This is a genomic window from Pseudarthrobacter sp. AB1 (genome assembly GCF_014926485.1).
Lineage (GTDB): Bacteria > Actinomycetota > Actinomycetes > Actinomycetales > Micrococcaceae > Arthrobacter.
The window spans coordinates 170806-183979 of sequence record NZ_PZKO01000055.1; the positions used below are offsets into that span (position 1 = coordinate 170806).

At 65.3% G+C, this 13174-nt stretch carries 13 protein-coding genes; 9 read left to right on the plus strand and 4 right to left on the minus strand.

The features are described from left to right. Window positions 1–59 precede the first annotated feature (59 nt). On the minus strand, window positions 60–1346 hold the full coding sequence (locus tag DAD99_RS14555; RefSeq protein ID WP_193342090.1) for an MFS transporter: 1287 nt from the start codon (window positions 1344–1346) through the stop codon (window positions 60–62). A 92-nt stretch (window positions 1347–1438) separates the two neighbouring features. Between DAD99_RS14555 and DAD99_RS14560 the strand changes: the two genes are divergently transcribed. Both DAD99_RS14560 and DAD99_RS14565 read left to right on the plus strand, forming a co-directional pair. Then, complete coding sequence (locus tag DAD99_RS14560) at window positions 1439–2425, plus strand: LysR substrate-binding domain-containing protein (RefSeq protein WP_185261136.1); 987 nt, start codon at window positions 1439–1441, stop codon at window positions 2423–2425. A 121-nt stretch (window positions 2426–2546) separates the two neighbouring features. Continuing rightward, on the plus strand, window positions 2547–3488 hold the full coding sequence (locus DAD99_RS14565; RefSeq protein ID WP_227008073.1) for a BadF/BadG/BcrA/BcrD ATPase family protein: 942 nt from the start codon (window positions 2547–2549) through the stop codon (window positions 3486–3488). On the opposite strand, the gene DAD99_RS14570 is transcribed toward DAD99_RS14565, so the two are convergent. After that, window positions 3474–4502, minus strand: a complete 1029-nt coding sequence (locus DAD99_RS14570; protein ID WP_193342091.1) for a pirin family protein — start codon at window positions 4500–4502, stop codon at window positions 3474–3476. The genes DAD99_RS14565 and DAD99_RS14570 overlap by 15 nt on opposite strands. A gap of 230 nt (window positions 4503–4732) precedes the next feature. Between DAD99_RS14570 and DAD99_RS14575 the strand changes: the two genes are divergently transcribed. The 6 genes from DAD99_RS14575 (at window position 4733) to DAD99_RS14600 (ending at window position 10494) form a co-directional block, all read left to right on the plus strand. After that, window positions 4733–5833 (plus strand): ABC transporter ATP-binding protein, encoded by a 1101-nt coding sequence (locus tag DAD99_RS14575; RefSeq protein WP_305072215.1) that lies wholly within the window; start codon window positions 4733–4735, stop codon window positions 5831–5833. Next, complete coding sequence (locus DAD99_RS14580; RefSeq protein WP_185261132.1) at window positions 5833–6543, plus strand: ABC transporter permease; 711 nt, start codon at window positions 5833–5835, stop codon at window positions 6541–6543. The genes DAD99_RS14575 and DAD99_RS14580 overlap by 1 nt, the downstream gene beginning before the upstream one ends. Further along, window positions 6540–7286 carry an ABC transporter permease gene (locus DAD99_RS14585; protein ID WP_185261131.1) on the plus strand — a complete coding sequence of 249 codons (747 nt, stop codon included), beginning with the start codon at window positions 6540–6542 and terminating at the stop codon, window positions 7284–7286. Before DAD99_RS14580 ends, DAD99_RS14585 begins: the two co-directional genes overlap by 4 nt. Beyond that, window positions 7283–8236, plus strand: coding sequence for an ABC transporter substrate-binding protein (locus DAD99_RS14590; protein ID WP_185261130.1), 954 nt, complete (start codon window positions 7283–7285; stop codon window positions 8234–8236). Before DAD99_RS14585 ends, DAD99_RS14590 begins: the two co-directional genes overlap by 4 nt. Before the next feature lie 133 nt (window positions 8237–8369). After that, on the plus strand, window positions 8370–9590 hold the full coding sequence (locus tag DAD99_RS14595; RefSeq protein ID WP_193342093.1) for a pyridoxal phosphate-dependent aminotransferase: 1221 nt from the start codon (window positions 8370–8372) through the stop codon (window positions 9588–9590). A gap of 49 nt (window positions 9591–9639) precedes the next feature. After that, on the plus strand, window positions 9640–10494 hold the full coding sequence (locus DAD99_RS14600; RefSeq protein ID WP_193342094.1) for a PPK2 family polyphosphate kinase: 855 nt from the start codon (window positions 9640–9642) through the stop codon (window positions 10492–10494). Window positions 10495–10570: 76 nt separating this feature from the next. Here DAD99_RS14600 and DAD99_RS14605 read toward each other — a convergent pair whose 3' ends face one another. Both DAD99_RS14605 and xseA read right to left on the minus strand, forming a co-directional pair. After that, complete coding sequence (locus DAD99_RS14605; RefSeq protein ID WP_193342095.1) at window positions 10571–10789, minus strand: exodeoxyribonuclease VII small subunit; 219 nt, start codon at window positions 10787–10789, stop codon at window positions 10571–10573. After that, complete coding sequence (gene xseA / locus DAD99_RS14610; RefSeq protein WP_193342096.1) at window positions 10770–12095, minus strand: exodeoxyribonuclease VII large subunit; 1326 nt, start codon at window positions 12093–12095, stop codon at window positions 10770–10772. The genes DAD99_RS14605 and xseA overlap by 20 nt, the downstream gene beginning before the upstream one ends. Window positions 12096–12316: 221 nt before the next feature. Here xseA and DAD99_RS14615 point away from each other — a divergent pair, with 221 nt between their 5' ends. Beyond that, complete coding sequence (locus DAD99_RS14615; RefSeq protein ID WP_193342097.1) at window positions 12317–13168, plus strand: hypothetical protein; 852 nt, start codon at window positions 12317–12319, stop codon at window positions 13166–13168. Window positions 13169–13174: the final 6 nt, after the last annotated feature.

The following is a 13174-nucleotide window of genomic DNA, read 5'->3' on the forward strand; positions in this document are numbered from 1 at the left end:
GACGCATCCTTCCTTCCGAATATTCGCCAGACGAAGCCGTCATTTGTTGGCCGATAGTTCTACGGCCGCGCGGCTTTCGTTCGGTCTCGTGTGCAGGGCGGTGCCGTTTCGTGGGTTCGCCGGGGATGTACGACGGCGACTGTCACCGCCGTGATGCAGGCGAGGACCATGATTGCCGCTGCAAGCGCCGTCCAGCCCAGTGACTGGAACACCAGTCCACCCGCCCAGCCGATGACGCTCGAGCCCAGGTAATAGGCCAGGTTGTAGAGCGACGATGCCTGGGCGCGGCCGGTGGTGGCGATGCTTCCGGTCCAGCCTGCACCGATGCTGTGGGCCGCGAAGAAGCCGCCGGTGAAGATCACCAGGCCAGCAAGGATCAGGGCGAGCACCGGCGTCAGCGTCAGTGCCAGCCCAACCACCATCAGGACGATGCCCGCAAGCAGCACATCCCTGCGGCCAAGCCTCGCCGTCAGCCCGCCGGCCCAGCGGGATGAAAACGTTCCCGAAAGGTAGGCCAGGAAGATCAGGCTAATGAGGGTTGCCGGCATCGTGAAGGGCTCAGCGGACAGGCGGAAGCCAAGGTAGTTGTAGACGGCTACAAACCCGCCCATCATGAGGAAGGCCTGGATGTAGAGCGCCAGCAGCCGGGGATTGCGCACATGTCCGCCGAGCGTAGCCATGGCACCCCGGATCCCGGAGGCTTTGGCGGCTGTGAATCCCTTGGCCTGCGGTACCAGAACCAGGAAGAGCACTGCGGCCACTGTTGCCAGCAGGGAAACGGCCAGGGCGGCTGTGCGCCAGCCCCAGAGCTCACCGGCCGGCCCTGCCACCAGCCGGCCGGCCAGTCCGCCCAGCGTTGTGCCGGCAACATAGCTGCCTGCGGCCATGGCCGCATGGGCCCTGTTCACTTCCTCGTTCAGGTAGGCGATGGCGATGGCCGGGATCCCGCCCAGCGCCATTCCTTCAAGCAGCCGCAAAGCAAGCAGCGCGCCGAACGTGGGGGCGAGGGGTACCAGCAGGCCCAGGACGGTGGCAGCGGAGATGCCCCAGGCCATGGCCTTGACCCGGCCGATCCTGTCCGCGAGGAAGGACCAGGGAATGACGGTGATGGCCAGGCCCACAGTGGCCAGCGATATGGTCAACGCCGCCTCTGCCGCGGTCACTTTCAGGTCTGCGGCCAGGAGCGGCAACACTGCCTGGGTGGAGTAGAGCTGGGCGAACGTGGCCACGCCCGCGAAGGCCAGGCCGGCCAGGATCTTGCTGTAGGCAGCGGAGCCCTTGGGATGTCCCGCCCAGCCACCCTGCGGTGGAGCGAATGTTCCCGGGGCTGCGGCATTTTGTGGCATAGCCCAAGGGTAGGCTTCCGCAATGTATGCTTCCAATGCATCTTTTGGCCGCAATTCATGTCAGTAATGGAACGTTTGGAGAGGTGGGGCCAATGCACGCCGACCACAAGCAGTTGGTGAAGCTCCTGCCGCTGCTGCCTATCCTGGCTGAGCTGGGCCGGACCCAGCACGTCACGGAAACGGCCGAGCTCCTGGGAGTACCCCAGTCCACGGTGAGCCGGGCACTGTCCCGGGCCAGCGCCGTCGTCGGAACCGAACTGCTGATCCGTGACGGACGGGGCATCCGCCTCACGGCGGCCGCCCGGACGCTGCTCCCGTACATCGAATCGGCCCTGACCGAGTTCCAGGCCGGGCTGGACCTGGTCCGGCACGAGTCGGACGTGGTGCGGGGGAAGGTGTCGCTGTCCTTTCAGCACACGTTCGGCGAGGCCACCCTGCCGCTGCTCATCAGCGCCTTCCGCAGCCGCCACCCGGAGGCCGGCTTCATCCTGCGCCAGGGGGCGCGGGACACCTGCCTCGCGGAACTCGCCTCGGGGCAGGCGGATCTGTCACTGACAGCACCGGTTCCGTCCGCAAGCAGCATCGTCTCCTCGGCGTCGCTCTACCGTGAGCCCCTCCGCCTGGTGGTTCACCATGGCCATCCGCTGGCCGGCCGGGGCAGCGTCAGTGTGCAGGACATCCGCCGGGACCCTTTCGTGGCGCTGGAGCCGGGGTACGGCATGCGGTCACTGACCGATGCGCTGTTCCGGGAGGCAGGATTCCGGCCGCGGATCGCGTTCGAAAGCCAGGACACCCACACAGCCCGTGGCCTGGTCACCGCGGGCCTTGGAGTCAGCATCCTTCCGCCCGGGGGCAATGCGCCGGGGCGCCATGTCAGCCCGGAAACGGGCAACCTGGGCTGGGTCGAGCTTGCCTTGGAATCCGGGCTTGCGTACCGCGAGATCGGGTTGGGCTGGCGGCGGCGGAAACCCGGTCCCGATGCCGAGCCCGATCCGGTCCGGTTCTTCCGGGAGATGGTCCTGCAAGAGGGGCCCCACCTGCTGGCGGGCCTGGTGGCCGCCCGCTCAGGGACGGGATAACCGCGGGATGTTGAGGCACGACGTGTTGAGACACGACGGCGGCCCCCGGCCCGGCCGCGATTCGCCGGCAGCATTTCAGTAGGCTGGGTGTGTGACTGACAGCGAGCACCCCCAGACCGCATTGCCCGGAATCCACCAGGTGGGCGGCGCCGCGTCCGCCCCGGATCCCCTCGCGGGGGTCATCATCGGCCTGGACATCGGCGGTACAAAGACCCGCGGCGTCAGGTTTGTGGACGGAGTAGCCGTGGCCGACGAGTCCGCCGGCAGTTCCAACGTGCAGAACGTCAGCCGCGAACAGGCGGCACTGAACCTCGCGGATCTCTTCTCCCGGATCGGCGGCGGCCAGGTGGTCCACGTATATGCGGGGGCCGGGGGCATTGACACCGACGACGACGCCGCCGCCCTTGCCGCACTGATAGAACCGCATGTTCCGGGAGCCAAGGTCACGGTGGTCCACGATTCGCGGCTGCTGCTGGCCGCAGGCGGAGCCAGCACGGGTGTGGCCGTGATCGCAGGAACCGGCTCCGCAGCCTGGGGACGGAACGCCACCGGCGACGAGGCCCGGGCCGGCGGCTGGGGCTACCTGCTCGGTGATGAAGGCAGCGGCTACTGGCTGGGCCGTGAGGCGGTGCGGCACAGCCTGCGCCGGATGAACCAGGGACTCCCGGCGGACCAGCTGACCGAGGCCCTGCTTGCCTCGTGCGGAGTGGACCACCCCAACCGGCTGATTGCGCTCTTTCATTCTCCGGATACCGGCCGCCGGTTCTGGGCCCAGCAGGCACGCCTGGTGGTGGACGCGGCAGCGGCCGGCCACCCGGCGTGCCAGGAGCTGCTGGACCAGGCCGGCAAGGACCTTGCCGGCCTGGCTGCCCAGGCATTGCAGAAGCTTGGCATCGACGGACCCGTTATTCTCGGCAGCGGACTGGGCATGAACGTGATCCCGCTGCAGGACTCTTTCCGGAGCCACTTGGCCGACGCCGGCGTAATCGATGTCCGTGTCCTGGACCAGGACCCCGTGTTTGGCGTCCTGAAGCTGGTCTCGGAAGGGTCAGGGGCCCACTGACCGCTTGCGGGGTGTCAGTCTGACGGCCGGCATGATGGGGGCGGGGATGCGTCCGGCTTCGGCGCCTGCGTCCGGGCCGTGCCCCTCAACCAGCCCGTAGCGGGCCCCACAGGCGGCATCGTCGGCCAGTGCCACCTGCGCCTCCCAGTCGTGACGGGCCTGCTCCACTTCGTCGTGGGTGCGGCCCACGAAGTTCCACCACATCAGGAGTTCCTCCTGGAACGGCTCCCCGCCGATCAGGAGGAACCGGGTTCCGGGCAGGGCCTGGAACTCCAGTGAGGGGCGTCCCGCGCCCAGGTAGCCCAGCGGACCGGGCGGGACCTCCTGCCCGTCCAGCGTCAGCCCGCCGTCGAGCACCAGCACGGCATGCTCAAAGTGTGCGTTCATTGGTAGGACGGCCGGCCCCTCGCAGGAGATGTCTGCTCCGACGATGGGGGAGTACATCGTGGCCGGTGACACCGCCCCGGCGAATTCGCCCACCATCACAGTCGCAGTGAAACCCGGCCCCGTCACGGAGGGCAGTTCCCGGTGCTGCTCGAACGCGGGTTCGCGGTGGCGTTCCGCGTCCGGCAACGCTACCCAGAGCTGCAGGCCGCGCTGCACGGGCAACTGCGCGGCGGCGTCGGGATCCAGCCGGACGGCGAACTCCGAGTGGGACACCCCGTGCCCGGCCGTCATGATGTTCAGCTCACCTGGGCGGACCACAACATCGCTGCCCACGCTGTCCCGGTGCCGGATGTTCCCGGCAAGTGGCCAGGTGACCGTCTGCAGCCCGATGTGCGGGTGCGGGAGGACGGACATCGCGGTGCGGTCCGGGCCGAAACTGTCCAGGAAACACCAGGCGCCGATGGTGGGCAAGCCCCGCTGCGGCAGCGTGCGCCGGACGGTCATGGCCCGCACGCCGCCCAGCGGGACCTCCCGTTCGGGCCAGATCTGGAGGCAGGGGCCGGACGTCCCTTCAGGGCCGGCGGGCGGACAAAGTTCCTGTTGGGGAGCTGCTTCCAAGTTGGTCACGGTCCAACTCTAGGCGCGGGCACAGCCGGGCGTAAGCGCATCCCGGCACGGGGTGATCGGAGGGACCCATCCACGCGGGGTTGTGCAACGAATGATTACAGTAGGGATTTTCTTGCCCGGATTGCCCGAAGATCCAGTTACGCTGATCACGGATTGCGTTACCGTGAATGTCAGTGAGCTTATGACCCAACACTGTCCGATGCCGTCCAACAGAACAGGTAAGTCCGGGAATGGACCAAGCCATGATTGAGTTCCAGAGCGTCACCAAGCAGTATCAGGGCGGGCAGCCTGCTGTGGACCAGCTCACCATGTCCATCGACAGGGGCACCATCACCGCTTTTGTGGGGCCATCCGGCTGCGGCAAGACCACCTCGCTGCGGATGATCAACCGTATGGTGGAACCGACGTCCGGTGTGATCACCGTGGACGGGCGGGACGTGACCTCGGTGCCTGCCGCGGAGCTGAGACGGTCCATGGGCTACGTGATGCAGTCTTCCGGGCTGATGCCGCACCGTTCCGTGCTGGACAACATCGCCACCGTGCCCCGGCTTAACGGCGTTTCCAAGGCTGAAGCCCGCAAGCGCGCAACGGACCTGCTCGACGTCGTCGGGCTGGCTTCCGCGCTCGGGAAGCGGTACCCGTCCCAGCTCTCCGGCGGCCAGCAGCAGCGAGTCGGCGTAGCCCGGGCGCTCGCAGCCGATCCACCCGTCCTGCTGATGGACGAACCTTTCAGCGCCGTTGACCCCGTGGTGCGCGACGAACTACAGCAGGAACTCCTGAGGCTGCAGAAAGACCTCGCAAAAACCATCGTTTTCGTCACGCACGACATCGACGAGGCAACCATTCTTGGCGACAAGGTGGCCGTTTTCGCTGTCGGCGGCCGGCTGGCCCAGTACGCCACCCCTGAGGAAATCCTCCGGGCACCGGCGAATGATTTTGTGGCTTCCTTCGTGGGCCGGGACCGTGGCTTCCGCCACCTGGGGTTCACCACGTCCGACGCCATCACCATTCACCCGGTGCCCACGCTTGTGATGAGTGCCGGCCAGTTTGCCGGCGATCCCGCCGCGGTGACCGACTGGCAGCTCGTGGTGGATCCGGACCTGCGCCCCCTGGGCTGGGCGAGGCCGGGGACGGATTCCGAGCTCATTCCGGGCGGGTCACTCTTCCGGCCCGGCGAGACACTACGGCGTGCACTGGACTCGGCCTTATCATCCCCATCCGGCCAAGGTGTTGCGGTGGATGGCGACGGCAAGGTCCTGGGAACCGTCAGGGCTCAGGAAGTCATCGGTGTCATTGAGGAAGCCCGCCAGGTCAGGCAGGCTGCGCTCTGATGGATTGGTTCCTGGCAAACAGCGGCATGGTCATGGGATTGGCCGGCCAGCACCTGGTCCTGGCCCTCATTCCGATGGTGCTGGGGCTGGTTATTTCCATTCCGTTGGCGCAGTTGGCGCGGACCCACCCGGCGCTGCGGTCGGTGGTGGTGACCGCAAGTTCATTGCTGTACACCGTCCCCTCGCTGGCGCTGTTCATCATCCTGCCCTCGATTCTCGGAACTCGGATCCTGGACCCGCTCAACGTCATTGTTGCCCTCACCATCTACGCAGTGGCGCTGCTGGTCCGGGCCGCGCTGGATGCTTTTGACTCCGTAGAGGAGGATCTCCGGCAGGCTGCGATCGCCATGGGGTACAAGCCGTGGCTCCGCTTTGTCCAGATTGACCTGCCGCTCTCCCTGCCGGTGATGTTCGCCGGGTTGCGGGTGGTTTCCGTCAGCAACATCTCCCTGGTGAGCGTCGCGGCGCTCCTGGGCGTGGGAAACCTGGGCATGCTGTTTACCGATGGACTGCAACGGAACTTCGTCACGGAAGTGGTGGTGGGGATCATTGCCATCCTCGTCCTCGCGCTGCTGATGGATGCCGTGCTGGTCGTCCTGGAAAGGCTGCTCACGCCGTGGACCCGCGCCGCTAAGGCGTCTGGCCCCTCGGTGACTTCGGCCGCCGGCTACCTGGCCGATGCCAACGTTCACGCGGGGGCCGCACCATGAGCAATATTTTTGTGGACACCCTCGCCTGGATAGCTGATCCGGTGCACTGGACCGGCAGTTCCGGCATCCCCGTCCGGCTTCTGGAGCACCTGCAGTACAGCGGGCTGGTCCTGGTGATTGCCGCCGCCGTCGCGGTCCCGGCCGGGCTCTACATCGGCCATACGGGCCGCGGGCGCGTGGTGGCAGTAGCGGTGGCAGGTGCGCTGCGGGCGCTGCCTACCCTGGGCCTGTTGGTCCTTTTCGCCCTCCTGGCCGGGAGCAGCCTGATGCCACCGGTGTGGGCGTTGGTCATCCTGACCGTGCCGCCGCTCCTTGCCGGAACGTACGCCGGCATTTCGAGCGTGGACAGGGCTGTGGTGGACGCTGCCCGGGCCGTTGGCATGACCGAGGTGCAGATCCTGTTCCGTGTTGAGCTGCCCAACGGGCTGCTGGTGATGTTCGGCGGCGTCCGAACGGCAGTTCTGCAGGTCATCGCGACGGTTTCCGTGGTTGCGTACCTCCCCTTGGGCGGCTTGGGCCGCTACCTTTTTGATGGCTTGGCGTTGCAGGACTTCCCGCGGATGCTTGCCGGGTCCTTGTTGATTGCAGGGCTGGCCATCATTGTTGACCTCATCCTTGCCGCGGTGCAAAGAGTCCTTCTTTCGCCTGGCCTCACATCCGATCTGCACGGTGGCCAGCAGGCCGCCGCTGATCTCCCAGCTGCCGCGCCTGCGTCAGCTGCCGTTCAAGGAGGTACCCCATGAAAGACAACACCAGGACAATCCTTACCCGCAGGCGACTGGCCGGCATGGCTGCTGGCGTCGGCCTTGCCGTTGCGCTGACAGCCTGCGGCGGGAGCGACCCGTTGGCAACCCCCAGCACCAGTGCCGGGAGCGCCGGCGGCGGATCATTGGTGGTCGGCTCGGCTGATTTCCCGGAGAGCCAGATCGTGGCAGAGATCTATGCCGGGGCACTGACTGCTGCAGGGGTCACGGCAACCACCAAGCCCAACATCGGTGCCCGCGAAATCTATTTCAAGGCGGTTCAGGACGGCTCCGTTGACCTCGTCCCTGACTACTCCGGCAACCTGCTCTCGCACGTGGATCCTGAAGCTGCCGAGGTCTCGGCCGAGGACGTATACAAGGCCTTGCCGGGTAAGCTCCCCGAAGGGCTTGGAGTGCTGGAGGCGTCCAAGGCTGAGTCCAAGGATGCCATGGTGGTCACCAAGGCTACGGCGGAGAAGTACCAGCTGAAGTCCATTGAGGACCTGGCCAAAGTCTGCAAGGACCTGACCATGGCGGCCCCGGCCACGTTCGAAACCCGTGCCTATGGCCTGCCCGGGCTAAAAGCGAACTACGGCTGCGAACTCAAGGCGCTGAAGCCCTTCAGCGACGGCGGCGGCAACCTGACCCTGCAAGCACTTCTGACCGACGACGTCCAGGTCGCTGACATTTACACCACCACACCGTCCATCGCGGACAACGACCTGGTGGTGCTCGAGGATCCAAAGGACAACTTCAAGGCCCAGCAGGTCCTGCCGCTCTACAACAAGGCAAAAATGACCGACAAGGCCAAGGACGCGCTCAATGCCGTATCGAAGATCCTGACCACTGAGGACCTGGTCAACCTCAACCGGGCAGTCAGCGGAAGCCAGAAGCAGAATGCCAAAGACGCCGCCGCCACCTGGCTCAAGGACAAGGGCATCGTCAAGTAACACCTGACTCCAGAACCAAATCACGACGGCGGCTGCCGGACCCACATGGGCCGGCAGCCGCCGTCGTCCGTCGCCGCGCTTCTGTGTCTGAGGTCTCAACGGAAGTACATCCGTCATATGGCATATTTGATGGATGGCAGAATTCAAGCAGTCCACCAAGCTTCACAACGTCCTATACGACATCCGTGGACCGATCCTTCAGGCCGCCCAGCAGATGGAGGCGGAGGGTCACCGGATCCTCAAACTGAACATCGGAAACCCCGCGCCGTTTGGATTTGAAGCCCCGGACGCCATCCTGGTGGACATGATCCGCCACCTGCCCCATGCCCAGGGCTACAGCGACTCCCGGGGCATCTTCTCGGCCCGGACCGCCGTCTCCCAGTACTACCAGACCCGCGGAATCCAGAACATCCATGTGGACGACATCTACCTGGGCAACGGCGTCAGCGAACTTATCACTATGTCCCTCATGGCGCTGCTCAACGACGGCGATGAAGTGCTGATCCCCACACCGGATTACCCGCTGTGGACGGCTTCCGTTGCCCTGGCGGGCGGGAAGCCCGTGCACTACCTCTGCGATGAGGAATCAGGCTGGCAGCCTGACATTGAGGATCTTGAAGCCAAGATCACGCCGCGCACTAAGGGCGTTGTGGTGATCAACCCCAACAACCCCACGGGCGCGGTCTACCCGGAAGAGACGCTGAAGAAGATCGTGGCCTTGGCCGAAAAGCACGGACTGATCCTTTTCGCGGATGAAATCTACGAAAAGATCCTGTATGAGGACGCCGTGCACATCAACATGGCCGCGCTTACGGGCGACAACGTCCTGTGCCTCACCTTCAGTGGACTGTCCAAGGCCTACCGCGTCTGCGGCTACCGTGCCGGCTGGATGGCCATCTCGGGCCCGAAGAAGGATGCCTCGGACTACCTGGAGGGCATCAGCCTCCTGGCCAACATGCGCCTCTGTGCCAATGTGCCCGCCCAGCATGCCATCCAGACCGCACTCGGCGGCTACCAGAGCATCAACGACCTCATCCTGCCCGGCGGCAGGCTGCTGGAACAGCGGAACAAGGCCTACGACATGCTCAACGCCATCCCCGGCGTGAGCACGCAGCAGGCCCGTGGAGCCATGTACCTCTTCCCGAAACTCGATCCCGAGGTATTCCACATCCGCGACGACGAGAAGTTCGTTTTGGACCTGCTGCGCGAGCAGAAAATCCTGGTCTCCCACGGCCGGGCCTTCAACTGGGTCCGCCCCGACCACTTCCGGATGGTTACCCTCCCGCTGGTGAAGGACCTTGAGGAGGCCATCAACCGTATGGGGGACTTCCTGAGCAGGTACAAAGGGAACTAGCCTGTGGGGACGCGCCAGATGGCGCGGACACTGCGGACAAAGGACCCCAATGGCCGACTTGGTTGAGTTCAAGAAGCACCCCGTCGATACGCTGAGGGTGGGGAAGGGCTTTTCGCTGGCCGAGGCCGACCCTGACGCGACGCCCGGTTACAAGGGCAATAAAGCTGATGGCCAGACAATTCTGGCTGAATTGGACGGCGCGTTGGCCGAACTTCAGGAAAAGCTGTTCGCGGTGTCGCGCTTCGGCGGGAAAAAACGGCTTCTGCTGATCCTGCAAGGCATGGACACGGCGGGCAAGGGCGGAATCGTCAACCATGTGATGGCCACAATGGATCCGCAGGGCGTCCAGTTCAAGGCTTTCAAGGCACCCACCGAGGAAGAGAAGTCCTATGACTTTCTCTGGCGGATCGAGAGGGAGGTTCCCGGAGCCGGCATGGTGGGCATCTTCGACCGCTCCCACTATGAGGACGTCCTGATCCACCGGGTTCACAACTGGGCTTCGCCTGACGAACTTAAGCGTCGCTACCGGGCCATCAATGAGTTCGAGGCGCGCCAGACCGAGGCTGGAACCAAAATCATCAAGGTGATGCTCAATATCAGCAAGGATGAACAGAAGACCCGGCTGCTTGCCCGACTTGACAACCCCGCCAAGCACTGGAAATACAGCAGCAACGACCTCAAGGAACGGGCGTTCTGGGGCGACTACATGGGCGCCTACCAGGCTGCCTTCGACGAGACCAACACGGAAGCGGCACCCTGGCATGTGGTTCCGGCCAACAAAAAATGGTATGCCAGGATCGCAGTGCAGCAGTTGGTGTTGGGCGCGATGTCTGAGATGAAGCTGGAATGGCCGAAAGCTGAGTTCGACGTCCCCATCGAACGGGAACTGGTCGATCGGTCCTGATTTGGTCGATCGGTCCTGACTTGTTTGGGGCCGGTTGCTCCGAGGGTAGGCCCGCACTGGGTGGTCAGAGGGCTCGTCAGAGCGGCTGGTCGCGGGCGGCAGCAAGCCGCTTGCGGGCGCCCTCCAGCCACTCCTCGCAGCGCTTAGCCAGGGCTTCGCCGCGTTCCCACAGTGCCAGGGAGTCCTCAAGGCTGGCGCCGCCCGCCTCGAGCCTCCCCACCACGTGTACCAACTGTTCGCGGGCTTCCTCGTAGCTCAGGGCTTCGATTTCCGGGTCAGGCTTTGTCTCGGGCATGTGCTTCTCCTTGTTGAAGTTCCCCAGTGGATGTGGCGCCGAACAGGCCCTGGGCCACGCGTACGGACAACGCAGTTCCCGACGGCGCCTCCGAAGGGTCGCGGACCACAGCGTGGCCGGCAGCTTCAGCGGCGTGGGCCGGCCGGCCGTTGGCCAGTTCGACCACGGCGTAGCCGCGGTCCAGCGTCTTTTGCGGTGACAGGGCTCGGACCTGTGCCTGCAGGTGAACCAGTTGGTCAGCCGCCCGGACCACCGTTGAGCTGACGGCGGCCGATGATCTCCTGAGGAGGCGTTCGATTTCCTCCGCGCGTACGGTGACCATTGCTTCGGGCGTGGCCAGAACCGGCCGGGAATGGAGTGCGGACAACCGGTCCGACTCCCGGTCCACGAGCCTGCCGATGCTCCTGCGCAGGTGCTCGCGTGCCTGGCGCACACTGGCCAGTTCCTCGGCAACGTCAGGCACGATCCGCTTGGCGGCATCAGTTGGCGTGGACGCACGGAGGTCCGCCACGTCGTCGAGGAGGGGGCGGTCCGCCTCATGTCCGATGGCGCTGACCACAGGGGTAGCCGTCGCCGCGACGGCACGGATCAGTTCCTCGCTGTTGAAAGGCAGCAGGTCCTCCAACGCTCCGCCCCCCCGGGCGATGACAATGACGTCAACGTCGGGGCGGCCGTCCAACTCCTGCAGGGCGCGGATGATCTGCGAGACCGCGGTGTTGCCCTGGACGGCCACCTCCCGGATCTCGAATTCGACGGCGGGCCAGCGCAGTGCGGCGTTTTGGACGACGTCCTTTTTGGCGTCGGAGTCCCGTCCGGTAATCAGGCCGATACGGCGGGGGAGCAGCGGCAATGCTTTCTTCCGTGAATCGGCAAACAGCCCCTCGGCTGAGAGGGCCTGCCGCAACCGTTCGATCCGCGCCAGCAGATCGCCAAGCCCTACAGGCCTGATGTCCCTTACCTGCATGTTAATCCGCCCGGTCTTCAGCCAGAACTCCGGCTTGAGCAAGGCCACCACGCGGGAGCCACGTTCCAGGGGCATGTTCTGCCGGTCCAGGACCTTCGTCCAGACTGACGCCGGCAGGGAAACTTCCGCGTCCACATCCCGGAGGGTGAGGTACGCATTGCCGCCCCGGCGGTTCATCTCGATGACCTGACCCTCCACCCACGCCGACGGTGTGCGGTCGATATGGGCCTTGAGTTTCTGGGACAGCAACTGCAGCGGCCAGGGATTGTCCGGGCTGGTCTCAGCGGCTGTGGCAGGCAGCGTAGTGGCAGCAGTGCCTGGCAGGGCGGCCTGGTCAGACATGTCCGCTGCCCCGGGAAGCTGTGGGTGGCGGCATTGCGGTCCTTTGTTCGGGAGGTGGAGGTTCGTGTTTGAATGGCGGCGGTCAGTCAACTGGCTGCTGTCAGCGGGCTGGCGGATGCCATTCAACCTTATCCATAAGCTGTATCACCCGAGACTGACATTCGTTGTCCAGACACCGGCCCTATGATGGCTGTGCTGCCGCCAACCCGTGAGGACCCGTTTTGCGCACCTTCGTTTCAGCCATCGCCGTCGTCCTGGGCGTTTTGCTGTCCGCATTGGCCGTTCCCGCCATCTGGCTTGACCGCAACGTGGTTCAGGAGGATGGCTTTGTGGCGCTGGCCGGTCCGCTGGGGAAGGACGCAGAATTCCAACAGCGGCTGGCCACAGCCGCTGTTGGCACCATTGACACGGGGACTATCCCGGACGCTCTGGCAGGTCTGGTGAGGCCAGTGCTTGAGGCGGCGGCCGGTTCACTCACCGCATTACCGGGTTACCCGGCGGCCTGGGAGGAGACACTGCGGAAGAGCCACCGGCTCAGCTTCGCCGCACCGGCAGCAGCTCCTGCCGAACCGGGCTCCCCGTCGTCGCTCACTTTGGACTTGGCGCCACTGGTCGCGCTGGCGACGGAGGAACTCGCGCGCACCACGGGACTGCCGCTGACTGCGCCGGAGCAGACGCTGATCAACGTTGGAGAACCGGAGCAGCGCCAGCTGGTCGAGAGGGTGTCCGCCTACGCGCCGCTCGGCTACTCTTTGGCTATCGGGGCTGGTATCGCCTTTGCACTTGCCCTGGTTTCCGCCCGTCGTCGCTGGTCAGTGCTGTTCGCGGTGGGACTTGCGGCACTTGCGCTGGCCGGCCTGTGGGCCGCCGGCTCGCAATTCGCCAGGGACGCTGTAGTGGGGACTGCGAGTGGCAACGGACTTGCGGACATGTTCAAGAATGCGTTTGTGGCGGCCGCGTCCAGCAGCTTCCAATCCTGGGTCGGCGGTGCCGCGATAACCGGCGGTGTGCTGGTCGCGGCGGCCCTTGTGATCCGGATCGCCTCGCCGGGGCGGCGGCCCCCAACCCGGTAGCATGGA